This window comes from Pseudomonas sp. PONIH3 (assembly GCF_002934345.1).
GTDB classification, from domain to species: Bacteria; Pseudomonadota; Gammaproteobacteria; order Pseudomonadales; family Pseudomonadaceae; genus Aquipseudomonas; species Aquipseudomonas soli.
In genome coordinates this window covers 1877089-1897911 of record NZ_CP026386.1, presented here as the reverse complement: position 1 = coordinate 1897911, position 20823 = coordinate 1877089, and the positions used below count along the sequence as shown (strand labels likewise).

The window sequence follows — 20823 nt, the reverse complement described above, 5'->3', positions numbered from 1 at the left end:
GAAAATCATGGATAACTTCAGGTCATGGCTGTTGAGCCTGTCCCATAGGCAGAAGCGCGGTTTGCAGGTCTTCGCCGATTTGATCCTGGTCTGGTTCGCGCTATTGATGGCGTTCGTGGTCCGCTTGGGAATCGAAGTGGGCGTGAGCCCGGTATTCGATCACGCCTGGCTTTTCGTCTGCGCTCCCGCGCTGGCACTGCCGATCTTTGCCTGGTTCGGCATGTACCGCGCCGTGACGCGTTTCCTCGGAAACGATGCGCTGGTTTCGATCTTCAAGGCGGTCAGCCTGGCATCCTTGATGCTTGGCGTCGTGATCTACTGGTATAGCAATCATCAAACACTGGTGCCCCGTTCCATTATCTTCAATTACTGGTGGTTGATGCTGGTCATGGTTGGTGGGTTGCGGCTCGCGGTGCGCCAGTACTTCCTCGGCGACTGGGCGGGTGCGGGTTTGTCCATGCCATTCGTGACCCGCACCAGTGACCTGCCCAAGGTTGCCATCTACGGCGCTGGCGCAGCGGGCAACCAGCTGGTCGCCGCCTTGCGAATGAGTCGGGTGATGGTACCCGTGGCGTTCATCGACGATGACCCGGGTATCGCCAATCGGGTGATCTCTGGCCTGCCAGTGTACAAGCCAAGCCATATTCGCCGGATGATCGGCCTCACGGGTGCTGAGGAAGTACTCTTGGCCATTCCTTCCGCCAGCCGCTCAAGGCGCCGGGAAATCCTCGGCTACCTCGAGAGCCTGGCGGTGCATGTGCGCAGTATTCCGGGGTTCATGGACTTGGCCAGTGGTCGGGTCAAAGTGGACGACCTGCAGGAAGTGGATATCGCCGACCTGCTCGGACGTGACTCGGTACCGGCCCAGAGTGAGCTGCTCGAGCGCTGCGTGACCGGGCAGCGGGTCATGATCACCGGTGCGGGTGGCTCCATCGGATCGGAACTGTCCCGCCAGATTCTCGCGCTCAAGCCGGAGCTGCTGCTGCTGTTCGAACACAGCGAGTTCAATCTCTACAGCATCCTGTCGGAGCTGGAGCGGCAACTGCCATTGAGCTCCCCGCGTACGCAGCTTCTGCCTGTTCTCGGCTCGGTACGCAACCAGGCACAGATGCATCACCTGATGAGCCGCTGGAAGATCGACACCGTCTACCATGCCGCCGCGTACAAGCACGTACCCATGGTCGAGCACAACATTGCCGAAGGTCTCTACAACAACGTGATCGGTACGCTGGCCACCGCCCAGGCGGCGTTGAGCGCACAGGTTGCGAATTTCGTGCTGGTATCGACGGACAAGGCGGTCCGACCGACCAATGTCATGGGTAGCAGCAAGCGCCTGGCGGAAATGATCCTGCAAGCCTTGAGCAAGGAGATTGCTCCGGTCCTCTTCGACGATCCGGACAACGTCGCGAGGGTCAACAAGACCCGTTTCACGATGGTGCGCTTCGGTAACGTGCTGGGGTCCTCGGGCTCGGTGATCCCCTTGTTCCACAAGCAGATCAAGGCTGGCGGGCCGCTCACCGTTACCCACCCCAATATCACCCGCTACTTCATGACTATCCCCGAGGCTGCCCAGTTGGTGATTCAGGCGGGATCGATGGGGCAGGGCGGCGATGTATTCGTGCTGGATATGGGGGAGCCGGTCAAGATTGCCGAACTGGCGGAAAAGATGATCCACCTGTCCGGGCTAAGCGTGCGCTCGGCCGATAATCCCGGCGGTGACATCGCCATTGAATTCACCGGATTGCGCCACGGCGAGAAATTGTACGAAGAACTGCTGATCGGCGACAACGTGGCAGACACCCTGCATCCGATGATCCTGGCGGCCAATGAGGACCACTTGGCCTGGGACTCGCTCAAGACTTTCCTGGCGAGCTTGCTGCGAGCCCTGGGTGAAGATGATTACGATCAGGTACGGGACATGCTGCGAGGTTCTGTCAGCGGGTACATGCCGGAAGGCGGAATCGTCGACTGGATCTATCTACATCATCATTCCGAGTCGTGACAGCGCGTCGCCAGCTCATGACCGGGTATCGTGGATGGTCTGACCTGGCAGTTCCACTGCAGTGAGGTGCCCGTCTGCGAACGAGCAGCCCGTATCGACATAGACGACATTCCCCAGACGAGACACCGCGGCTACGGTAGAGTGGCCAACGTACAGCGTTTTAACACCAGCAACGGGCTTATCCTGCATGCCATTTATGCGACCCCTGGCGTAGACGGCCTGTTTAAGCGCATGGTCATGGCCTTGTTGCTGGGGGGTTTCCAATAGCGCCATGGCGTCGTCCCAGCTCATGTTCTCTTCCCAGTACGGTGATTCGGCGTGGATCACGCCGATACGCTGCCCGCCCGGCAGGGCGATTTCCAGGGCAACCGGCATGCGCTGGATGGCTTGATGAATCAGGCGTTGTCGAGCGTCCGGCAGCCGATAGAACCAGTCGCCACCGTTGCGGCTATGACGTGGCGCATCCCCGGTGCCGGCAAAGTGATCCAGCACCATCTGCTCATGGTTACCGCGCACTGAAAATAACCAGCTCTGTGCCAGCCAATCGATCACGGCATCGGAGTAGGGACCGCGATCCACCAAGTCGCCGGTACACAGCACTCGGTCCACTTCCGGATTGAATCCGACCTTTTCAAGCAAGGCCCCAAGTATCTCGAAATGCCCGTGCACGTCGCCCACGACAAAGTCCCTGCCGTTCAGGTTGGCAGGCAGGCGCAGCACTGTTGGAGCGGGAACGGGCTGTTCAGGGGCGGGCGTGAAGGCCGTGGAAGGGGTATTGGACATGGATGCGGCGCAGGGAGCGTCAGAGGGATAAAGATTTAGCTTTTAACACAAATCATGGGTACATCGCACCTGCCACATGATGGTAGACACGTCTTGTGTAGCGTGATGGCTATTTGTAAGCTTTTTCATGCCACTGTTATGGCTATCTGCTAGTCTCCGTGCCATCATGCTGTGCTTCAAGTACTTGCCTGCCGGGGTCGGCCACTCGGTCGGGTAACTTCATGCGCACATTTTGTGCATCTGGGGATGGGGGCAGTTGTTTTGAACGGTTTCGAATTCATGAGCAAGGTGAGATTCGCTCGTCTCCCTGTGCTCGCTACATTGGTGCTGACCCAATTCTTCTGCATCGTTGGTGGTGCTGCCAGTTACTGGGACGTTTCCTGGTTGTTGGCGGTTCCGGTGGGAGCCCTGTATTTCTTCATCGTGCGCAAGCACATTTTCAACTGCTTCGTCGCCGTTGCTGGCGCCTATTTCGGCCTCGGCATGGAATGGCCCATGGCTGTCGCGGCGTTGTTCGGCCTCTACGCACTGCTGCATATCATCAGTGCGGTAGCCAGTTCGATGCAGGAATTCGCGATCTAGCGCCTGATTCCACACTTGCTGTAACATCATGAAGCCCGGCGAAAGTCGGGTTTTTTGTTGGTGTTCTCCCCGGATCCTTGGCCTTGCATGGATCCGGTCAAATCTGGAAATGCTTGAAGGGCACGCCTGCACTTTCGCCAGGCTCGGCAATTGGCTAGCTTTATTCCCGCAACGAGGGAAACGTTGCTTGCCGAGTCTGAAACTAAAGGAGTGTCCCTGATGAGAAAAAAACTGCTGTCCTGTCTGCTGCTGCCGATTTTCGCCTCGCTGTCCCTGTCTCTCCACGCCGCACCGGCCACGCCGTCTGCAGCCAGCACCCCGACGCCACTGGTCGTCGCGAATCAGGTTACTGGCGATTCCGCCAAGGTGGACATCAACACGGCCAGTGCGAGCCTGTTGCATCAAGCCTTGCAGGGCATCGGCAAGACCAAGGCCGAAGCTATCGTGGCCTACCGGGAAGAGCATGGTAACTTCGCATCCGTTGACGAACTGCTGGAAGTGAAGGGTATCGGCTCTCTCCTTCTGGAGCGCAATCGCGACAAGCTGACAGTGAACTGACAGCACAAGTACAAGGCCGGTTCCAGTGACCGGCCTTTTTCTGTCCATCTTCAGCGGTCTTGCGCTTCCTTGGCATCCATCTCTGCATTGCGTTCGTGAACCCTTCTCAACTGTTCTTCCGTCAGTGGCAATTTCTTCGCGGTATCCCGCAGCAGCATCAGTCCTCCAACGATGGAGCCAATCGCTACCAACAGAATCAACCAGGCATACCAGGGCATGGCGCTCTCCTTCATACGGCGTGTAGGCCGTACCTGTATTATCGAGTAAAACTTGGCGACTTTGGTTCAATTATAGGGCTGTAATGATCGCCGGTTAATTCGCGATCACACCTTCCCCCGCTGCGCTCCCGCATCGTTTACAATGCGCGCCGTTTACGACTTGCCAAGAGACCCTGCCCATGTCCGCCTGCCAGACGCCCCTGATCGTCGCCCTGGATTTCCCCACCCGTGACGCCGCCCTGAAGCTGGCCGACCAGCTCGACCCCGCCCTGTGCCGGGTCAAGGTGGGCAAGGAACTGTTCACCAGCAGCGCCGCGGGCATCGTCGAAACCCTGTGCAGCAAGGGCTTCGAAGTGTTCCTCGACCTCAAGTTCCACGATATCCCCAACACCACCGCCATGGCGGTCAAGGCCGCGGCCGAGATGGGCGTGTGGATGGTCAATGTGCACTGCTCCGGTGGCCTGCGCATGATGTCGGCCTGCCGCGAAGAGCTAGCCAAGCGCAGCGGTCCACAGCCGCTGCTGATCGGCGTGACCGTGCTGACCAGCATGGAGCGTGAGGATCTGGCCGGTATCGGCCTGGATGTCGACCCGCAGGAGCAGGTGCTGCGCCTGGCGGCGCTGGCGCAGAAGGCCGGCATGGACGGCCTGGTGTGCTCGGCGCTGGAGGCTCCGGCACTGAAGGCGGCGCATCCGTCGCTGCAACTGGTGACCCCGGGTATCCGCCCGGCAGGCAGTGCCCAGGACGACCAGCGCCGGATCCTGACCCCCCGCCAGGCACTGGACGCCGGTTCCGACTACCTGGTGATCGGGCGTCCGATCAGCCAGGCGGCGGACCCAGCCCAGGCGTTGGCTGCTGTGGTGGCTGAGATTCGCGGTTGATTCGAGAGGCCGCGAGTGTGGGCTGCGCGTGAGCGCAGCCCGCAATGATCAGACTTTCAGCACCAGCTTGCCGAAGTTCTCCCCGCTGAACAGCTTGAGCAGCGTCTCGGGGAAGGTTTCCAGCCCTTCCACCACATCTTCCTTGCTCTTCACCTTGCCACTGGCCAACCAGCCGGCCATTTCCTGCGCGGCCTTGCCGTACTCCTTGACGTAGTCCATCACCACGAAGCCTTCCATGCGCGCGCGGTTGACCAGCAGCGCCAGGTAGTTGGCCGGGCCCTTGACCGCTTCCTTGTTGTTGTATTGGCTGATGGCGCCGCAGATCACCACCCGGGCCTTGAAGTTCAGGCGCGACAGCACCGCGTCGAGGATGTCGCCGCCGACGTTGTCGAAGTACACATCCACGCCCTTGGGACATTCGCGCTTGAGCCCGGCGAGCACGTCTTCGGCCTTGTAGTCGATGACCCCGTCGAAGCCCAGTTCATCCAGCAGGTACTGACACTTCTGCGCGCCACCGGCAATGCCGACCACGCGGCAACCCTTGAGCTTGGCGATCTGCCCGGCAATGCTGCCGACCGCGCCGGCGGCGCCGGAGATCACCACGGTTTCGCCGGCTTTGGGCTGGCCGACATCGAGCAGGGCGAAGTAGGCGGTCATGCCGGTCATGCCCAGTGCCGACAGGTAGCGCGGCAAGGGGGCCAGGCGCGGGTCGATCTTGTGCAGGCCCTGGGGTTCTCCGGTGAAGTAGTCCTGCACGCCGAGGGCGCCGCTGACATGGTCGCCGGGCTTGTAGTCCGGGTGCTTGGAGCTGACCACTTCGCCCACGCCGAGTGCGCGCATCACCTGGCCCAGGCCCACCGGGGGGATATACGACTTGCCTTCGTTCATCCAGCCGCGCATGGCGGGGTCCAGGGACAGGTAGAGGTTTTTCACCAGCACCTGGCCTTCGCCTGGCTCGTCGGCAGGGGCCTGCTCATAGGTGAAGTCGTCACGGCGCACGGCGCCGACCGGGCGCTTGGTCAGCAGGAAACGGCGGTTGGTGTGGGGCATGGCGAGTTCTCCTGAACGAGTGTGAGGGGGGATGATCGGCGGGTTGAATGGGCCGCGTCACGCAAGATCACCGCGAACGATAGTAGTCCAACCGTGCCCTTGATGATGCTGCCCAGCCCTGCATTGCCGTGACTAGACTCGGCCACGACTTCCCATCCTTTTGCAGGAGCCAGTGATGAGCATGACTTTCTCCGGCCAGGTTGCCCTGGTCACCGGTGGCGCAGCGGGTATCGGCCGGGCGACGGCCCAGGCGTTTGCCGCCGAGGGGCTCAAGGTGGTGGTGGCCGACCTTGATGCGAATGGTGGCGAAGCCACCGTTGCGCTGATCCGCCAGAGTGGTGGTGAAGCGTTGTTCATCGCCTGCGACGTTACCCGTGATAAAGATGTGCGGCAATTGCACGAGCAGGTCATCAAGGCCTATGGCCGGCTCGACTACGCCTTCAACAATGCCGGCATCGAAATCGAGAAGGGGCGGTTGGCGGAGGGCAGCGAGGCGGAGTTCGACGCGATCATGGGCGTCAACGTCAAGGGCGTCTGGCTGTGCATGAAGTATCAACTGCCCCTGCTGCTGGCCCAAGGCGGTGGCGCTATCGTCAACACGGCCTCGGTGGCCGGCCTGTCGGCGGCGCCAAAGATGAGCATCTATGCGGCGTCCAAGCATGCGGTGATTGGCCTGACCAAGTCGGCGGCCATCGAGTACGCGAAGAAGGGCGTCCGGGTTAACGCGGTGTGCCCGGCGGTGATCGATACCGACATGTTTCGCCGCGCCTACGAGGCCGACCCGCGCAAGGCCGAGTTCGCTGCGGCGATGCACCCGGTCGGGCGCATCGGCAAGGTCGAGGAGATCGCCAGCGCGGTGCTGTACCTGTGCAGCGATGGCGCGGCCTTCACGACGGGGCACAGCCTGACGGTCGACGGGGGCGCGCTGGCGATCTGACCGAGGCCAGCCACAGGGCCAGCGCCACCGCCGCGCAGCCCAGCAGCAACACACCACCAAATACGATCAAGGCCAGCCGCGGCCCCAGCCGATCACTGAGCAGCCCGGTAAAGATCACCGGCAGGCTGAACCCCAGGTAGGCCAGCAGAAAGAACCCGGCACTGGCCCGGGTTTTTTCTTGGCCGGCCAACTTGTTCACCGCCGCCAGCCCGCCCAGGTAGATAAAGCCATAACAGGCGCTGCTGGCGGCCACGGCGCCCAGCAAAACGCCCGCCAGGTTGCCGCTGTCGGCGCCCCAGGCCAGCAGCGCGTAGCTGCACGGCAGGATCAGCAGCCCGAGCAAGGTCGCCCGGGCACTGGCCATGCGCCGGGCCAGCGGCTGGAACAGCAAGCCGCAGCTGATCACGCAGAAGATCGAGAACCCCGACCAGGCGCTCAGACCGTGCTGGCGCAGGATTCCCGGCAGCAAGGCGATGACCAGCCCGACACAGGCCCAGGCCAGCAGGATCGCCAGGCCATAGGCCAGGCTGCCGCTGGGATAGTAGGGCAGGCGCAGCATGGCGCTGCTTTGCGTCGGGTGTGGGTCTGGCAAGCGCCAGACCAGCACCAGGGCCGCGGCGGCCAGTATCAGCTGCAAATGGAAACTGCCCGGAGTGAGTGTCGGCCCGCGCAGCAGGCACAGGCTGGTCAGCGCCGCGCCCAGGCCAAAACCCAGGGAGGTGCTGGCGGTGACCCAGGTCGCGGCGCGGTCACTTTCACCGGGTGCCATCAGCTCGCTCATGTAGGCGGTGGCCGTGGCCGAGGCCAGGCCGGTGCCCAGGCCCAGGAACAAGCGCGCCACGCCCAGGGAGGCCAGGCTGGGGGACAGCAGCATGATCAAGGTGGCGATCATCGACAGGGCGAGTGCGACCAGGATCAACGGGCGTCGCCCGACCCGGTCGGCCAGGGCGCCGAGGGCCAGCAGCACTGGCAATACACCGAGCACGTAGCCGGAGAAAGCCACGGCGGTCGCCGCGGCGCCTTGCCCGGAGAGGTCGGCGTAGGTGATGTACAGCGGGGCCTGGAGATTGACGGCGAGGGTGATCAGGCACAGGGCGAAGGCCAGCAGGGCCGGGGCGTGGCGAGTGGGCATGGATGGTTTCCGCAGGATCGATTGCGTCAGCATCGGCCCTGGGTGGCTGTTCGCCAAGGTACACCCAGGACGGATTTGTGTTTAACTGTTTGCCTGAAATAAGCGAACACTTGCCATGCACTTCAATCTTGATCGCGCTCTCCCCACGCCCTTGGTCCAGCAACTGACCGAGCAGTTGCAGGCCTGGATCACTCGGCAGCGCTTGCGCCCGGGTGCACGCCTGCCATCGATCCGCACATTGGCCAAGGCCCAGGCGGTCAGTGCTTCGTGCGTGATCGAAGCCTACGACCGGCTGGTGGCCAGCGGCTGGCTGGAGGCACGGCACGGTGCCGGGTTCTTCGTCGCCGAGCGCAAGCCGGGCCTGCGACCCGATCCCGGCGAGCCGTGGGGCGAGGCGATCGACGGCAGCTGGCGGCAGTTTCGCGAAGGGCACGAGCAACTGCTCAAGCTCGGCTGCGGCTGGCTGCCCGTGGCCTGGCGAGCCGAGGCTGAACTGGCCCAGGCCATCCGCCAGGTCAGCCGTGGCGCGCCCGAAGCACTGTTCGACTACTGCCCGCCCCAAGGCCTGGCGAGCCTGCGCCTGCAACTGCACAAAGGGCTGGCGCGGCTGGATATCGTCGCGGAACCTGAGCGTATCGTCACCACCCAGGGGGCCAGTCATGCCCTCGACCTGCTGGTGCGGACCTTGCTGGCGCCGGGCGACACGGTGTTGGTGGAACGGCCCGGTTACTACAACCTTTACAACCTGCTGCGCCTGCACGGCGTGCGCATGCTCGAGGTACCGCGCACTGCCAGTGGCCCAGATTTGGAAGTACTCGAGCAGTTGCTCGCCGAACACCGGCCGCGCTGCCTGTTCATCAACAGCCTGTACCAGAACCCGACCGGCACCAGCCTGACGCCCAAGGTCGCCTATCGCCTGCTGGAGCTGGCCCGCGGGCATGACCTGCGGATTGTCGAGGATGACCTCTATGCCGACTTCCAGGACGGGCCGGCGGCACGGCTGGCTACCCTCGACAGCGAGCAACGGGTGATCTACCTGGGCAGCTTCTCGAAGACCCTCAGCAGTTCGCTGCGGGTCGGCTATGTGGTGGCCGATCCGCCCCTGGTGGCGCGTCTGGCCGAATTGAAGATGGTCGCGGGCATTGGCACCTCGCGCTTTGCCGAGCAGGTAGTCGGGCAGATGCTCGCCAACGGTAGTTACCGCAAGAGCGTGCAGCGCCTGCGGCTGCGCCTGGGCCAGCACCGGGCGAGGACGCTGGGGCTACTGGAGGCCTGCGGCTGGGAGGTATTTTGCGAACCCGTCGGCGGCATGTTCGTCTGGGGCCGGGTGCCGGGGCGCGACTTCGCCGAACTGGAGCGGCTGGCGCTGGAGCACGCGGTGCTGCTTACCCCGGGCAGTGCCTTCGATCCGCAGGGGCGGGCCAGTGAATGGCTGCGCATCAATGTCGCCTATGGGCAGGATTCGCGGGCCGAGGCGTTCTTCCGGCATGCGGGGCGACCTCTGGCAGTCTGAAAGCGACACGCTCATAGCTAAATGACACCATTGGTGCGTCTGGCTCTTGTGACGGGGTCGGCGCCATTGTCACTCTTGCTGTCGGTAAAGTCCGACAAGGCGAGGGGAATGATGATGGCGGCGACCAAGCACGGTGTACTGGCCAACCTGGGCATGGCGCGCAAGCTCGGCCTGGGCTTCGCCCTGGTGTTGCTGCTCACCCTGGTGGTGGCCGCCATCGGCGTGTACGCCCTGGCCAATGTCGGCCAGCGCTTCGATGGGCTGCGGCAGATGGCTCAGTTCAATACCGACCTGTTGAAGCTGCGCCAGCACGAACAGGCCTTCGCCCTGCGCTCGGACATCAAGGAGGCCGAGGCCCTGCGCACGGGGCTGCTGGGGCTTGTGGAGCGGGCCCGGGCCGTGCCAGCACTGGCCTCGACCGAGGCCGATCTCAATGCCTATGGGCAAGCTTTCGACCAATTCGTCCAGGCGGTGCAGGCCAAGGAGCTGGCGCTGGACATGGCCAGCTGGTCGGTATCGAGCGTGGCCAACAATCTCGATGTGCTGCAGGCGGGCCTGGCCGACGATGGCACCTATACCCTCAAGCAGTCCCAGGGGCAGCAGGGTGGTGAGTTCCTGGAACAGGCCGGGCAGGTGGCCCAGGTGTCGCGCCTGATGCTGCAGGCCATGGACGAGGCCCGGGTGCGCCTGGACCAGAGCCGCAAGGGCGGAGAGGCCAGCGCCGAAGGCCGCATCGCTCAGACTGTGGAAGCTGCGACCCTGGTGGACCAGCTCAAGGCTTCCGTCACCGACGCCGGCTACCAGAGCGTGCTGGGCGAAGTGGCTGGGCATATCGCGAGTTTTTCCGAAAAACTCAACGAGTACACCGACCTGCTGGGCAAGGAGCGGGGGATCAAGGATCAGTTGCAGGCCCGGGCCGAGCAGGTCACCACGCGGGTCGACCAGGCCTACGTCGCCCAGGAGCAGGCCATGCAGGCGGAGCTTGCGCGCAACACCGTGGCCATCGCCGCGGCCACGGCCCTGGCTCTGCTGGTAGGCGTGCTGGCGGCCTGGTTGATCACCCGTGCCGTGGTCGCGCCGCTCAAGCGGGTGATCAGCCGTGCCCGGCGCATTGCCGCAGGCGAGTTGGGTATCGAGGCCGAGCCGCCGCGTGCCGACGAGGTCGGTCAACTGCTGCAGGCCATGCAGCAGATGGCCGAGGGGCTGTCGGGCATCGTCAGTGGCCTGCAGCAGGGTATCGATCAGCTGGCCGGCAGCGCCCAGGCCTTGTCGGCGGTGACCGAGCAGACCAACCGCGAAGTGGGCAGCCAGAAGGACGAGACCGAGCAGGTGGCCACTGCCATGCAGCAGATGACTGCGACCGTGCACGATGTGGCGCGCAACGCCGAGCAGGCCGCCCAGGCGGCCCAGGCAGCCGACGACAAGGTCGGCTCGGGGCAACAGGTGGTGCGTCAGAGCATGCAGCGCATCGAGCAACTGGCGCAGGCCGCCGAAACCGCCAGCAGCGGCATCGACAGCCTCAGTGCCGAGATCCATACGATCGGTGACGTGCTCGAGGTGATCAAGAGCGTGGCCGAGCAGACCAACCTGCTGGCGCTCAATGCCGCGATCGAGGCGGCGCGGGCCGGGGAGCAGGGGCGCGGATTCGCGGTGGTGGCCGACGAAGTGCGCGCCTTGGCGCGGCGCACCCGGCAGTCCACCGAGGAGATCGAGCGCCTGGTCGCCAGCCTGCGCGGCAATGCCCAGCAGTCGGTGATGCAGATCCGCGGCAGTACCGAACTGGTGCGCCTGGCGGTGGCCGACACGCTGCAGACCGAGAGCGCCCTGGGCAGCATTGCGGCGGCGGTGTCGTTGATCCAGCAGATGAACCAGCAGATCGCCGCGGCGGCCGAGCAGCAGAGCTCGGTGGCCGAGGAGATCAGCCGCAGCGTTACGCAGATTCGCGGTAGTGCCGACCAAGCGGCACTGGCGATGGAGGACAATGCCCGTTCAAGCGTCGAGCTGGCGCAGTTGGGCAATGACTTGAAGGGGATGGTGGGGCATTTCCGCTTGTGATTGCCTGTGCCTGTCTCAGCTCTTGCGCGGGCTGAGTATGAGCAAGGTCAGCACCCCCGCCACGATCCCCCAGAACGCCGAGCCGATCGAGAACAGGGTGAAGCCCGACGCTGTGACCATGAAGGTGATCAGGGCCGCCTCGCGCTCGCGCACCTCGCCCATGGCCACGCTCAAGCCGTTCATGATCGAACCGAACAGCGCCAGCGCCGCGATCGACAGCACCAGCTCCTTGGGCAGGGCACCGAACAGCGCCGCCAGGGTGGCGCCAAAGATGCCGGCGATGCCGTAGAAAATCCCGCACCAGACCGCCGCCGTGTAGCGCTTGGCCGGGTCTTCATGGGCATGCGGCCCAGTGCAGATCGCCGCGCTGATCGCCGCCAGGTTGACCCCGTGGGAGCCAAACGGCGCCAGCAGCAGCGAGGCGAAGCCGGTGGCCGAGATCAGCGGCGAAGCCGGCACCTGGTAGCCGTCAGCGCGTAGCACGGCGACGCCGGGCATGTTCTGCGAGGTCATGGCCACCACGAACAGCGGGATGCCGATGCTGATGGTCGCCGCCAGCGAGAAGCTCGGCGTGGTCCACACCGGGGTTGCGACTTCCAGCTGGAAGCCGCTGAAGTCCAGCAGACCCAGGGCGCCGGACAGCGCGGTGCCAACCAGCAGCGCGGCCAGCACGCAGTAACGCGGCGACAGGCGCTTGACCAGCAGGTAGCTGAAGAACATGCCCAGCACCAGCAGCGTGCGATGTTGAGCGGCAACGAAGATCTCGCTGCCGATCTTGAACAGGATGCCGGCCAGCAGGGCCGAGGCCAGGGAGGCGGGAATGCGCCGCACCAGGCGCTCGAAACTGCCGGTCAGGCCGCAGATCAATACCAGCACGGCGCAGGTGATGTAGGCGCCGATCGCTTCGCCGTAGCTCACCCCGCCAAGGCTGGTGATCAGTAGTGCCGCGCCGGGTGTCGACCAGGCCACGGTGATCGGCGTGCGGTAGCGCAGCGACAGGCCGATGCTGCACACTGCCATGCCGATCGACAGGGCCCAGATCCATGAGGAAATCTGCGCGCTGGTAAGACCGGCCGCCTGGCCAGCCTGGAACATCAGCACCAGCGAACTGGTGTAGCCGGTGAGCATGGCGATGAAGCCGGCGACGATCGCCGACGGCGAGCTGTCCGCCAGCGGCCGCAGGCGCGCTGAGGTGGCATCGGTCATAGGGCATTCCTTGTGCAGGTGTAAGCAGTTTTTTCAGGCTACCGTGCCATGGCGTGATCCTTGCCATACAGCAGGCATTGCATTTAGCCGTACAGTCGCCAACTATGGGCCATTACTACGCAACTGCGTGAGAGGGGAGGGGCGATGTACAAGGTGTATGGGGATTACCAGTCGGGCAACTGCTACAAGGTCAAGCTGATGCTCAGCCTGCTCGACCGCCCGTATGAGTGGCACCCGGTGGATATTCTCAAGGGTGAGACGGAAACGCCCGAGTTCCTGGCCATGAACCCCAACGGCAAGGTGCCGGTGCTCAAGCTCGAGGACGGCACCTGCCTGTGGGAGTCCAACGCGATTCTCAACTACCTGGCCGATGGCAGCGAGTTCCTGCCCAGCGCGCCGCGGCTGCGCACCCAGGTGCTGCAATGGCAGTTCTTCGAACAGTACAGCCATGAGCCCTACATCGCCGTGGCGCGGTTCATCCAGTTCTACCTGGGGCTGCCGCAAGAGCGACTGGAGGAGTACAGGGGGCTGCACAAGGGCGGCTACAAGGCGCTCAAGGTAATGAACAGGCAGCTGGAAATGACGCCTTACCTTGTCGGCGAGCAGTACTCGATCGCCGACGTGGCGTTGTACGCCTATACCCATGTGGCGCATCAGGGCGGTTTCGACCTGGCGCCTTACCCGGCGGTGCAGGCCTGGTTGGCGCGGGTGGCCAGTCATCCTCGGCATGTGCCGATGGTGGATTGACCGGCGTCATCGCGGGGCAAGCCCGCTCCCACGCCAGCCAGCACCCCTGGGAGCAGGCTGGCCCCGCGATGGTGATTTGTCAGACCGCGGCGAAACGCTTGTCCAGGTAAGCAATGATGTCCTTGGACTCGTACATCCAGGTCACCTCGCCTTGTTCCTCGATCCGCAGGCACGGCACTTTCACCCGGCCACCGCCTTCCAGCAGCGCCTGACGATGCTGCGCGTCGTTCTTCGCATCGCGCAGTGCCACCGGGACATTGAGGCGGTGCAGGGTGCGACGAGTCTTCACGCAGAAGGGGCAGGCGTGGAACTGGTACAGCACCAGGCCCTTGGCCTGCTGTTCGACCTGGGCCTGGGCCGCGGCATCGCGCTTCTTTTTTGCCGGGCGGCTGATCCAGTCGCCGAACACGATAAGCTGGCCGAGGCCGACCCGCAGGGCTTTGACGATCATGGGCAACTCCTGAAATGAAAAAGCCGACCCCAGGGGGTCGGCTCGGAACACAGGCCGATCACTTGATCAGGCTGAGGAACTCGCTGCGGGTGGCGGCGTTCTCGCGGAACTCGCCGAGCATCACCGAGGTGAGCATGGTCGAGTTCTGCTTTTCGACACCGCGCATCATCATGCACATGTGCTTGGCCTCGATCACCACCGCCACACCTGCGGCGCCGGTCACCTGCTGCACGGCCTCGGCGATCTGGCGGCTAAGGTTTTCCTGGATCTGCAGGCGGCGGGCGTACATGTCGACGATCCGCGCCACCTTCGAAAGGCCCAGCACCTTGCCCTTGGGCAGGTAGGCCACATGGGCCTTGCCGATGAACGGCAGCATGTGGTGTTCGCACATCGAATACAGCTCGATATCCCGGACCAGCACCATTTCGCTGTTGTCGGAGGTGAACAACGCGCCGTTGGTCACTTCTTCCAGGGTTTGCTCATAACCGCGGCAAAGGTATTTCATGGCCTTCGCAGCCCGCTTGGGCGTGTCGAGCAGGCCTTCGCGGGAGACATCCTCGCCGATCTGGCTGAGGATCGCGGTGTAGTTCTGTTCCAGGGACATGGATCTACCTGTGGAAAATTTCGCAAAGGCGAAGGGTACGGCGGCGACGGCGGCGCTGCAAGCGCGATGTCACTCGTCGCGCCCTTCGAGCATGGTTCGCTTGAGCATCACGTAGACCGCGCCGGTGCCGCCGTGGCGAGCCTGACAAGAGGTGAAACCGAGCACCTGCGGGTGCTGGCGCAGCCAGGTGTTGACGTGGCTCTTGATCATCGGACGCTTGCCGTCCAGGCGCGCGGCCTTGCCGTGGGTGACCCGCACGCAGCGCACTTCCAGCTTGGTCGCTTCGGCGATGAAGGCCCACAGCGTCTCGCGGGCCTTCTCGACGCTCATGCCGTGCAGGTCGAGGCTGCCCTCGAAGGCGATCTGGCCGAGCTTGAGCTTGCGTAGCTGGCTTTCCTGCACGCCGTCACGCCGCCACATCAGCTCATCCTCGGCGCCGACGTCGATGACGAACTGGTCGGAGAGGCCGTCGATCACCAGCGTCTGGTCGCTGCGGATGGTCGCCGCCTGGCGCAGGCCTGCCAGTTGCTTGCGGTCGGCCTTGGGTTTGCCGACTTCGGCGCGATCGTGCTTGATCGGCTTGACGCCCTGCACTTGGCTGCGGAAGAGGGAAAAGTCGTCGTCTTGCATGGTGCCTCCACGTGGGCGGCGTAGTTTACGCGACTGTCATCGCGGGGCAAGCCTGGCCCCGCTCTCGGCGCATCAGTCGTGTTTCTTCATCAGGTGCGGCGACAGGTTCAGCTCGCGCCCGCGGCGCAGGCGGATACGGCTGCGCCGCCACAGGCGCACGCCGAAGTACAGCAGCGCCAGCCCGACGACGGTCAGTGTTGCCGACAATGGACGGTTGGCATTGAGTTCGGCCAGGGCGGCGTAGTTGCCCAGCAAACCGGCGAAGCCGGCCATGGCCAGCAGGATGCCCAAGGTGGCCAGCAGTACCGAGAGTGCTGCGGCGATGCGCGCGCCCCAGTTGCTCGGCTCACGCTGGCGCAGGCGCTTGGCATCGAAACTGCCTTTGAGCTTCATTCGAATTCCTCAGGATCGGGTGGTGCTGATCCGGATTTCGACCTGCGGGTCATCTTGAGGTTCCGCCCGTCCGCCGGGCGGTCGTGGTTCAGACCAGGCTGGCAGTGGGCGCGACGCAGGCGAAATTGTCGGCCATCACGGCCATCTCGCACTGGTGGATCTGCGCGGCGGGGATCACGGTGTCCTTCAGGGCCAGGTCACGGGTCGCAGAGGCATCTTCGACCAGGGTGCAGCGATAACCATAGTCCTTGGCGCGACGCACCGTGGTGCTGACGCTGGAGTGGCTCATGAAACCGCAGACGATCAGGTCCAGCGGGCCGAAGGCCTGCAGGGTCTCGTGCAGCTTGGTGTTCTTGAAGGCGTTGGGCATGCGTTTCTCGATCACCACCTCACCTTCGCGCGGCTCCAGCCCGGGAATGAACTCGCCCGCCGGGCCCTGCGGATCGAAACGGCCGCCAACGGTACCGAGGTGGCGGACATGGATGATCGGGCGACCGGCCTTGCGGGCGGCGTCGAGCAACCTGGCAATGTTCGCCACGGCCTCGTCCATGCCCGACAGCGCCAGCGGACCGCTCAGGTACTCCTTCTGCGCATCGATGACGATCAGGCTGGCTTGGCTCAGCTTGGCCGGCGGGTAGTCGCGGCCAGTGAGGCGGAACATCGTGGTTGGAACGGACATCAAGGGCTCCTTGGGTAGGGCTTTTGTGTACCTATTCTCCCTTGCCTTGGCGCCAATGTGAATGGTTGACAGCGCAGGCGGCGTGGTTACTGGCTTGTGGCTATCCATTCGGCCATAGGAGCGAACATTTGTGTGGTGTGGGCTGTTAGACTTTCGTCCTGTCAGAAAAGGAGTACCCCGTGATCACATCCCGCCTGCGCACCCTGCGCGACCACATCCGCTGGGCGGTCAGCCGCTTCCATGAGCATGACCTGTTCTTCGGCCATGGCGCCGACAATGCCTGGGACGAAGCCCGCCTGCTGGTGCTCGGTGCGGTGCACCTGCCCTGGGAGGTGGCCGACAGCTATCTGGACTGCGCACTCGAGGATGACGAGCGGGTACGTCTACAGCACTTGCTCAAACGCCGTATCGACGAGCGGGTACCGACCGCCTACCTGCTGGGCGAGGCCTGGTTCTGCGGCATGTCGTTCATTGTCGACGAGCGCGTGCTGGTGCCGCGCTCGCCCATCGGCGAGTTGATCGAAAAGCGCTTCGAGCCCTGGCTGGCCGCCGAGCCTGCGCGCATTCTCGACCTGTGCACCGGTTCCGGCTGCATCGGCATCGTTGCCGCCGATGTGTTCCAGGACGCCGAAGTGGTGCTGGCCGACCTGTCCTTCGACGCATTGGCGGTGGCTAACCAGAACATTGAGCGCCATGGCCTTGAGGAGCGTGTGTACACCGTGCAGGGCGATGGCTTCGCCGGGCTGCCGGGGCAGCGCTTCGACCTGATCCTGTCCAACCCACCGTACGTTGATGCCGAAGACTTCGGCGACATGCCGGCCGAATACCACCATGAGCCCGAATTGGGCCTGGCCTGTGGCAACGATGGCCTGGACCTGGTGCGGCGCATGCTGGCCGAGGCGGCCGACCATCTGACCGACAAAGGCCTGATGATCGTGGAAGTGGGCAACAGCCAGGTGCACGTCGAGTCGCTCTACCCCGAGGTGGACTTCGTCTGGCTGGAGTTCGAGCGCGGTGGGCACGGCGTGTTCATGCTGACGGCCGAACAGTGCCGGCAGCATCAGGAGTTGTTCAAGGCGCGGGTCTGACTGCGCGCCCGTTCCCACAGGATGAATGCAATCTCCGTGGGAGCGGGCTTGCCCCGCGATGGCGATATCAGCGGGTGGCGATCCAGATCAGCAACCCGGCCTGGAACACCGCGAAGGCCACCAGGCAGGTGATGGTAAAGCGCAGGCCGCTGTCTTCGCGGCGGTACTTGGCCACCCGTTCGTCACGCTCGCGCAGCTGCGCTTCCTTCTCCATCAGGTTCTGCTCGGCCTGCTGCAACATCCCGGCGGCCTCGAGGTTGTCCACGCGCTGCACCTTCTCGGTGTTCCAGCCACCCTTGAGCTGGCCCACCGGCGTTTCCACCAGGCGCCCCTTGAGCAGTTGTCCGTCGGTGTATTCCACCTCCAGGCCGACGCCGCGCAGCACGTGGTCGCGGCGCAGGCGAGTGTCTTCGTTCAGCGCGTCCTTGTTTGGCAAGCTCATGCCCTCGACCCGATAGTGCGAGCAGCGCTGCTGCAGCCATTGCACCGCCTGCGCCAGCAAGTAGCGGCCCAGGCCGCGGTTGAGCGGTTCGAGCTGCAGGCCGGCCGGGTCGCCGATGCGCACCGTGCGCGTTTCGTGGTCGACGCGGATGTCCAGATGGTTCTGTTCCTTGCGCACCTTCTGCCCAGGCAGGCGGATTTCCATGCGCAACAGGCTATGGGCCTTGTCGTGGCGCTCGGCGTAGCCGAACTGGACGAAGCGCAGCGGACGCGCGCCGATGTTGCGGTCAGTCGGCAGCGGGGCCAGGCGTAGCAGTTGGAAGTGCTCGGCAGCAAGGTCCGCCCAGGGCAGCGGGGCGCTTTCCGGCGCTTGTTCTTCGGTCGCCTCGGCGGCGGGGGCATCGGTCATCAGGGAATCCTCAGGTGCACGGCGGCCGGGTGCCGGTACCTACAAGGCCCTTGTAGGTATGGGCTTGCCCGCGATCAGGGCGCGTGGGCCCCGAATCACTGCCTTCTCAGCCGCGTTATCGGCAGGCCTGGTCAATACCTGAGGACAGGTATCAGGCCTGTGGCAACCCACGGATGAACAGAACGATGCGCTCCCCCAGCTCACGCGCCAGCGGCAGCTCGGGGTTGCGGTAGCTGTCACGCTGCTGGGTCATGCCCCGGGGGCTGATGCGCAGCACATGGTTCATGCCGTCGATCAGCGCCAGTTGCGCGTCGGGTTTGGCTGCCTTGAGGCGCTCGGCATCGGCTACCTCTACCTGGATGTCGTTACGCCCCTGGACGATCAGCGCGGGCACCTTGAGGCGGGCGAAGGCCGCCGCCGGGTCCTGATGCAGCAAGGTGATCAAGTACGGCTGCACGCTGGGGCGGAACACCTGGCGCAGCGGCGCGGGCACGTCGAGGCTGGTCTGCCCGGCCTGCAAGCGGTCGATCAGCGCCACGCCAGCGGGCAATTGCGCTGGCGGCAGGCGCTGGGCCAGCTGCTCGCGCAGCACGTCTGCCACCGGCCGACCGCTGCCGGCCAGGGTGATCACCGCGCTGGCGCCGGCCTGTTCCGCGGCGAGGCTGGCGATCAGTGCGCCTTCACTGTGGCCGACCAGGATCAGCGGGCCGAAGCGTGGATCCTGCCTGAGTGCGCGGCCCCACGCGACCACGTCGGCGACATAGCGCTCGACGCTGAGGTCACGTTCGTCGGGGGTGGCCGGCTGGCTGGCGGCCACGCCGCGCTTGTCGAAGCGCACGCTGGCAATGTGTTCGCTGGCCAGCAGCAGGGCCAGGCGCTTGAGGTTGTCGATGCGCCCGGCGGCAGGGTTGTTGCCATCGCGGTCGGTAGGGCCGGAGCCGGCGATGATCAGCACCACCGGGGGCGGCGTGGCCTGCTGCGGCAACAGCAGGCTGCCATGCAGCACGCCCTGGCCGGTGTCCAGATCGATGGGGCGTTGCAGCACGGTGGGGGCGGCCTGGGCGAGGCAGGTGCAGAACAGCAGGAGCAGGGCGGCGAGGCGCGACTTCATGGGCGGGGTACTACGTGGGACGTTGCTGATTCGACCTTGGGTCATCGTGAAGGTTCGCGGGCCCCATCGCTGGGCAACCACAGCCACGCGGTTTTCCGTATACTGCCGCTTTCGTTCACTTCAGGCTGATTCGCGGAGCGTCCATGTCCGGCAATACCTACGGCAAGCTGTTCACTGTCACCACCGCTGGCGAAAGCCATGGCCCGGCGTTGGTCGCCATTGTCGACGGCTGCCCGCCAGGTCTGGAAATCTCCCTTGCCGACCTGCAGTACGACCTCGACCGGCGCAAGCCCGGCACCAGCCGGCACACCACCCAGCGCCAGGAGCCGGACGAAGTGGAGATCCTCTCCGGCGTGTTCGAAGGCCGTACCACCGGTTGCTCGATCGGCCTGCTGATTCGCAACACCGACCAGAAGTCCAAGGACTATTCGGCGATCAAGGACCTGTTCCGCCCGGCCCACGCCGATTACACCTACCACCACAAGTACGGCACCCGCGACTACCGTGGCGGTGGCCGCAGCTCGGCGCGCGAAACCGCCATGCGCGTGGCGGCCGGCGCCATCGCCAAGAAGTACCTGGCCACCCAGGGCATCCGCGTGCGCGGCTACATGAGCCAGCTCGGGCCGATCGAGATCCCGTTCAAGACCTGGGAGTCGGTGGAGCAAAACGCCTTCTTCAGCCCCGACCCGGACAAGGTGCCGGAGCTCGAGGCCTACATGGACCAGCTGCGCCGCGACCAGGATTCGGTGGGGGCGAAGATCACCGTGGTCGCCGAAGGCGTGATGCCGGGCCTGGGCGAGCCAATCTTCGACCGCCTCGACGCCGAGTTGGCCCATGCCTTGATGAGCATCAATGCGGTCAAGGGCGTGGAGATCGGCGCCGGTTTCGCCAGTGTCGCCCAGCGCGGCACCGAACACCGTGACGAGATGACGCCCGAGGGCTTCCTCAGCAACAACGCCGGCGGCATCCTCGGCGGCATTTCCTCGGGCCAGCCGATCGTCGCCCACCTGGCGCTCAAGCCGACCTCGAGCATCACCACCCCGGGCCGTTCCATCGACGTCGATGGCAACCCGGTGGAGGTGATCACCAAAGGCCGCCACGACCCTTGCGTCGGCATCCGCGCCACGCCGATCGCCGAGGCGATGATGGCCATCGCCTTGATGGATCACCTGCTGCGCCACCGGGCGCAGAATGCCGAAGTGAGGGTGGGCACCCCGGTACTGGGCCAGCTCTGATCCGCCTGCGCTGGCCCTATCGCCGGCAAGCCGGCTCCCACAGGAATACCGCAGGCTTGAGTCCTGCAGCGGACCTGTGGGAGCCGGCTTGCCGGCGATAGGGCAGGAACAGGTCATC

Annotated in this window: 22 protein-coding genes and 1 pseudogene; 11 read left to right on the top strand and 12 right to left on the bottom strand. The window is 64.5% G+C overall.

What is annotated here, in order from left to right; translation table 11 throughout:
• The first annotated feature begins 7 nt into the window (after window positions 1–7).
• Window positions 8–2002 carry a nucleoside-diphosphate sugar epimerase/dehydratase gene (locus C3F42_RS08645; protein ID WP_094010699.1) on the top strand — a complete coding sequence of 665 codons (1995 nt, stop codon included), beginning with the start codon at window positions 8–10 and terminating at the stop codon, window positions 2000–2002.
• Window positions 2003–2017: 15 nt separating this feature from the next.
• Here the strand turns inward: C3F42_RS08645 and C3F42_RS08640 are convergent, their stop codons facing one another.
• A complete protein-coding gene (locus C3F42_RS08640; RefSeq protein WP_094010698.1) occupies window positions 2018–2785 on the bottom strand; it encodes a metallophosphoesterase in 768 nt (255 codons plus the stop codon).
• A gap of 279 nt (window positions 2786–3064) precedes the next feature.
• Between C3F42_RS08640 and C3F42_RS08635 the strand changes: the two genes are divergently transcribed.
• Together C3F42_RS08635 and C3F42_RS08630 are read left to right on the top strand one after the other, a co-directional pair.
• The gene (locus C3F42_RS08635) at window positions 3065–3367 is read left to right on the top strand and encodes a hypothetical protein (protein WP_143067531.1); all 303 of its coding nucleotides are present in this window, start codon (window positions 3065–3067) and stop codon (window positions 3365–3367) included.
• Between the two features lie 219 nt (window positions 3368–3586).
• Window positions 3587–3925 carry a helix-hairpin-helix domain-containing protein gene (locus tag C3F42_RS08630; RefSeq protein WP_094010696.1) on the top strand — a complete coding sequence of 113 codons (339 nt, stop codon included), beginning with the start codon at window positions 3587–3589 and terminating at the stop codon, window positions 3923–3925.
• 50 nt (window positions 3926–3975) lie between these two features.
• Here the strand turns inward: C3F42_RS08630 and C3F42_RS08625 are convergent, their stop codons facing one another.
• Window positions 3976–4143, bottom strand: coding sequence for a DUF2897 family protein (locus C3F42_RS08625; RefSeq protein ID WP_094010695.1), 168 nt, complete (start codon window positions 4141–4143; stop codon window positions 3976–3978).
• 179 nt (window positions 4144–4322) lie between these two features.
• Here C3F42_RS08625 and pyrF point away from each other — a divergent pair, with 179 nt between their 5' ends.
• A complete protein-coding gene (pyrF, locus tag C3F42_RS08620; RefSeq protein ID WP_094010694.1) occupies window positions 4323–5024 on the top strand; it encodes an orotidine-5'-phosphate decarboxylase in 702 nt (233 codons plus the stop codon).
• A 48-nt stretch (window positions 5025–5072) separates the two neighbouring features.
• Here pyrF and C3F42_RS08615 read toward each other — a convergent pair whose 3' ends face one another.
• Window positions 5073–6074 (bottom strand): NADP-dependent oxidoreductase, encoded by a 1002-nt coding sequence (locus C3F42_RS08615; RefSeq protein ID WP_104444273.1) that lies wholly within the window; start codon window positions 6072–6074, stop codon window positions 5073–5075.
• A gap of 175 nt (window positions 6075–6249) precedes the next feature.
• Between C3F42_RS08615 and C3F42_RS08610 the strand changes: the two genes are divergently transcribed.
• Window positions 6250–7011, top strand: coding sequence for an SDR family oxidoreductase (locus C3F42_RS08610; RefSeq protein WP_094010692.1), 762 nt, complete (start codon window positions 6250–6252; stop codon window positions 7009–7011).
• Here the strand turns inward: C3F42_RS08610 and C3F42_RS08605 are convergent.
• A complete protein-coding gene (locus C3F42_RS08605; RefSeq protein ID WP_094010691.1) occupies window positions 6962–8143 on the bottom strand; it encodes an MFS transporter in 1182 nt (393 codons plus the stop codon). The two genes, C3F42_RS08610 and C3F42_RS08605, sit on opposite strands and share 50 nt — an antisense overlap.
• Before the next feature lie 115 nt (window positions 8144–8258).
• Here C3F42_RS08605 and C3F42_RS08600 point away from each other — a divergent pair, with 115 nt between their 5' ends.
• The 3 genes and pseudogenes from C3F42_RS08600 (at window position 8259) to C3F42_RS30200 (ending at window position 11711) form a co-directional block, all read left to right on the top strand.
• Window positions 8259–9656, top strand: a complete 1398-nt coding sequence (locus C3F42_RS08600) for a PLP-dependent aminotransferase family protein (protein ID WP_094010690.1) — start codon at window positions 8259–8261, stop codon at window positions 9654–9656.
• Between the two features lie 21 nt (window positions 9657–9677).
• Window positions 9678–10805, top strand: a pseudogene (locus tag C3F42_RS30205) (methyl-accepting chemotaxis protein); the annotation flags it as partial.
• Window positions 10806–10838: 33 nt separating this feature from the next.
• On the top strand, window positions 10839–11711 hold the full coding sequence (locus tag C3F42_RS30200) for a methyl-accepting chemotaxis protein (protein WP_371919249.1): 873 nt from the start codon (window positions 10839–10841) through the stop codon (window positions 11709–11711).
• 15 nt (window positions 11712–11726) lie between these two features.
• On the opposite strand, the gene C3F42_RS08590 is transcribed toward C3F42_RS30200, so the two are convergent.
• Window positions 11727–12917: a benzoate/H(+) symporter BenE family transporter gene (locus C3F42_RS08590; protein WP_023631543.1), complete on the bottom strand. Its 1191-nt coding sequence runs from the start codon at window positions 12915–12917 to the stop codon at window positions 11727–11729.
• A gap of 144 nt (window positions 12918–13061) precedes the next feature.
• Between C3F42_RS08590 and C3F42_RS08585 the strand changes: the two genes are divergently transcribed.
• Complete coding sequence (locus tag C3F42_RS08585; protein ID WP_094010689.1) at window positions 13062–13664, top strand: glutathione S-transferase family protein; 603 nt, start codon at window positions 13062–13064, stop codon at window positions 13662–13664.
• 79 nt (window positions 13665–13743) lie between these two features.
• Here C3F42_RS08585 and C3F42_RS08580 read toward each other — a convergent pair whose 3' ends face one another.
• From C3F42_RS08580 to C3F42_RS08560, 5 genes are all read right to left on the bottom strand, one after another.
• Window positions 13744–14115 (bottom strand): glutaredoxin domain-containing protein, encoded by a 372-nt coding sequence (locus C3F42_RS08580; RefSeq protein WP_023631545.1) that lies wholly within the window; start codon window positions 14113–14115, stop codon window positions 13744–13746.
• A gap of 58 nt (window positions 14116–14173) precedes the next feature.
• Entirely contained in the window at window positions 14174–14719 is a 546-nt protein-coding gene (folE, locus tag C3F42_RS08575) for a GTP cyclohydrolase I FolE (RefSeq protein ID WP_023631546.1), read from the bottom strand.
• A 69-nt stretch (window positions 14720–14788) separates the two neighbouring features.
• Complete coding sequence (locus C3F42_RS08570; protein ID WP_094010688.1) at window positions 14789–15349, bottom strand: Smr/MutS family protein; 561 nt, start codon at window positions 15347–15349, stop codon at window positions 14789–14791.
• A 72-nt stretch (window positions 15350–15421) separates the two neighbouring features.
• Window positions 15422–15742, bottom strand: coding sequence for a hypothetical protein (locus C3F42_RS08565; protein WP_023631548.1), 321 nt, complete (start codon window positions 15740–15742; stop codon window positions 15422–15424).
• An 88-nt stretch (window positions 15743–15830) separates the two neighbouring features.
• Window positions 15831–16421 carry a cysteine hydrolase family protein gene (locus C3F42_RS08560; protein WP_046856594.1) on the bottom strand — a complete coding sequence of 197 codons (591 nt, stop codon included), beginning with the start codon at window positions 16419–16421 and terminating at the stop codon, window positions 15831–15833.
• 179 nt (window positions 16422–16600) lie between these two features.
• On the opposite strand from C3F42_RS08560, the gene prmB reads away from it, so the two are divergent.
• Entirely contained in the window at window positions 16601–17509 is a 909-nt protein-coding gene (gene prmB, locus C3F42_RS08555) for a 50S ribosomal protein L3 N(5)-glutamine methyltransferase (RefSeq protein ID WP_023631550.1), read from the top strand.
• Between the two features lie 67 nt (window positions 17510–17576).
• On the opposite strand, the gene C3F42_RS08550 is transcribed toward prmB, so the two are convergent.
• Both C3F42_RS08550 and C3F42_RS08545 read right to left on the bottom strand, forming a co-directional pair.
• The gene (locus C3F42_RS08550; RefSeq protein WP_094010686.1) at window positions 17577–18359 is read right to left on the bottom strand and encodes a hypothetical protein; all 783 of its coding nucleotides are present in this window, start codon (window positions 18357–18359) and stop codon (window positions 17577–17579) included.
• 151 nt (window positions 18360–18510) lie between these two features.
• On the bottom strand, window positions 18511–19470 hold the full coding sequence (locus C3F42_RS08545) for an alpha/beta hydrolase (RefSeq protein WP_104444272.1): 960 nt from the start codon (window positions 19468–19470) through the stop codon (window positions 18511–18513).
• Window positions 19471–19613: 143 nt separating this feature from the next.
• On the opposite strand from C3F42_RS08545, the gene aroC reads away from it, so the two are divergent.
• Window positions 19614–20705, top strand: a complete 1092-nt coding sequence (gene aroC / locus C3F42_RS08540; protein WP_104444271.1) for a chorismate synthase — start codon at window positions 19614–19616, stop codon at window positions 20703–20705.
• The last annotated feature ends 118 nt before the right edge of the window (window positions 20706–20823 follow it).

What these genes read in the sequence shown, in the direction of transcription:
- C3F42_RS08645 (WP_094010699.1), top strand. Translation starts at nt 8, where the DNA reads ATGGATAACTTCAGGTCATGGCTGTTGAGCCTGTCCCATAGGCAGAAG.
- C3F42_RS08640 (WP_094010698.1), bottom strand. Translation starts at nt 2,785, where the DNA reads ATGTCCAATACCCCTTCCACGGCCTTCACGCCCGCCCCTGAACAGCCC.
- C3F42_RS08635 (WP_143067531.1), top strand. Translation starts at nt 3,065, where the DNA reads ATGAGCAAGGTGAGATTCGCTCGTCTCCCTGTGCTCGCTACATTGGTG.
- C3F42_RS08630 (WP_094010696.1), top strand. Translation starts at nt 3,587, where the DNA reads ATGAGAAAAAAACTGCTGTCCTGTCTGCTGCTGCCGATTTTCGCCTCG.
- C3F42_RS08625 (WP_094010695.1), bottom strand. Translation starts at nt 4,143, where the DNA reads ATGCCCTGGTATGCCTGGTTGATTCTGTTGGTAGCGATTGGCTCCATC.
- pyrF (WP_094010694.1), top strand. Translation starts at nt 4,323, where the DNA reads ATGTCCGCCTGCCAGACGCCCCTGATCGTCGCCCTGGATTTCCCCACC.
- C3F42_RS08615 (WP_104444273.1), bottom strand. Translation starts at nt 6,074, where the DNA reads ATGCCCCACACCAACCGCCGTTTCCTGCTGACCAAGCGCCCGGTCGGC.
- C3F42_RS08610 (WP_094010692.1), top strand. Translation starts at nt 6,250, where the DNA reads ATGAGCATGACTTTCTCCGGCCAGGTTGCCCTGGTCACCGGTGGCGCA.
- C3F42_RS08605 (WP_094010691.1), bottom strand. Translation starts at nt 8,143, where the DNA reads ATGCCCACTCGCCACGCCCCGGCCCTGCTGGCCTTCGCCCTGTGCCTG.
- C3F42_RS08600 (WP_094010690.1), top strand. Translation starts at nt 8,259, where the DNA reads ATGCACTTCAATCTTGATCGCGCTCTCCCCACGCCCTTGGTCCAGCAA.
- C3F42_RS30200 (WP_371919249.1), top strand. Translation starts at nt 10,839, where the DNA reads ATGCAGCAGATGGCCGAGGGGCTGTCGGGCATCGTCAGTGGCCTGCAG.
- C3F42_RS08590 (WP_023631543.1), bottom strand. Translation starts at nt 12,917, where the DNA reads ATGACCGATGCCACCTCAGCGCGCCTGCGGCCGCTGGCGGACAGCTCG.
- C3F42_RS08585 (WP_094010689.1), top strand. Translation starts at nt 13,062, where the DNA reads ATGTACAAGGTGTATGGGGATTACCAGTCGGGCAACTGCTACAAGGTC.
- C3F42_RS08580 (WP_023631545.1), bottom strand. Translation starts at nt 14,115, where the DNA reads ATGATCGTCAAAGCCCTGCGGGTCGGCCTCGGCCAGCTTATCGTGTTC.
- folE (WP_023631546.1), bottom strand. Translation starts at nt 14,719, where the DNA reads ATGTCCCTGGAACAGAACTACACCGCGATCCTCAGCCAGATCGGCGAG.
- C3F42_RS08570 (WP_094010688.1), bottom strand. Translation starts at nt 15,349, where the DNA reads ATGCAAGACGACGACTTTTCCCTCTTCCGCAGCCAAGTGCAGGGCGTC.
- C3F42_RS08565 (WP_023631548.1), bottom strand. Translation starts at nt 15,742, where the DNA reads ATGAAGCTCAAAGGCAGTTTCGATGCCAAGCGCCTGCGCCAGCGTGAG.
- C3F42_RS08560 (WP_046856594.1), bottom strand. Translation starts at nt 16,421, where the DNA reads ATGTCCGTTCCAACCACGATGTTCCGCCTCACTGGCCGCGACTACCCG.
- C3F42_RS08550 (WP_094010686.1), bottom strand. Translation starts at nt 18,359, where the DNA reads ATGACCGATGCCCCCGCCGCCGAGGCGACCGAAGAACAAGCGCCGGAA.
- C3F42_RS08545 (WP_104444272.1), bottom strand. Translation starts at nt 19,470, where the DNA reads ATGAAGTCGCGCCTCGCCGCCCTGCTCCTGCTGTTCTGCACCTGCCTC.
- aroC (WP_104444271.1), top strand. Translation starts at nt 19,614, where the DNA reads ATGTCCGGCAATACCTACGGCAAGCTGTTCACTGTCACCACCGCTGGC.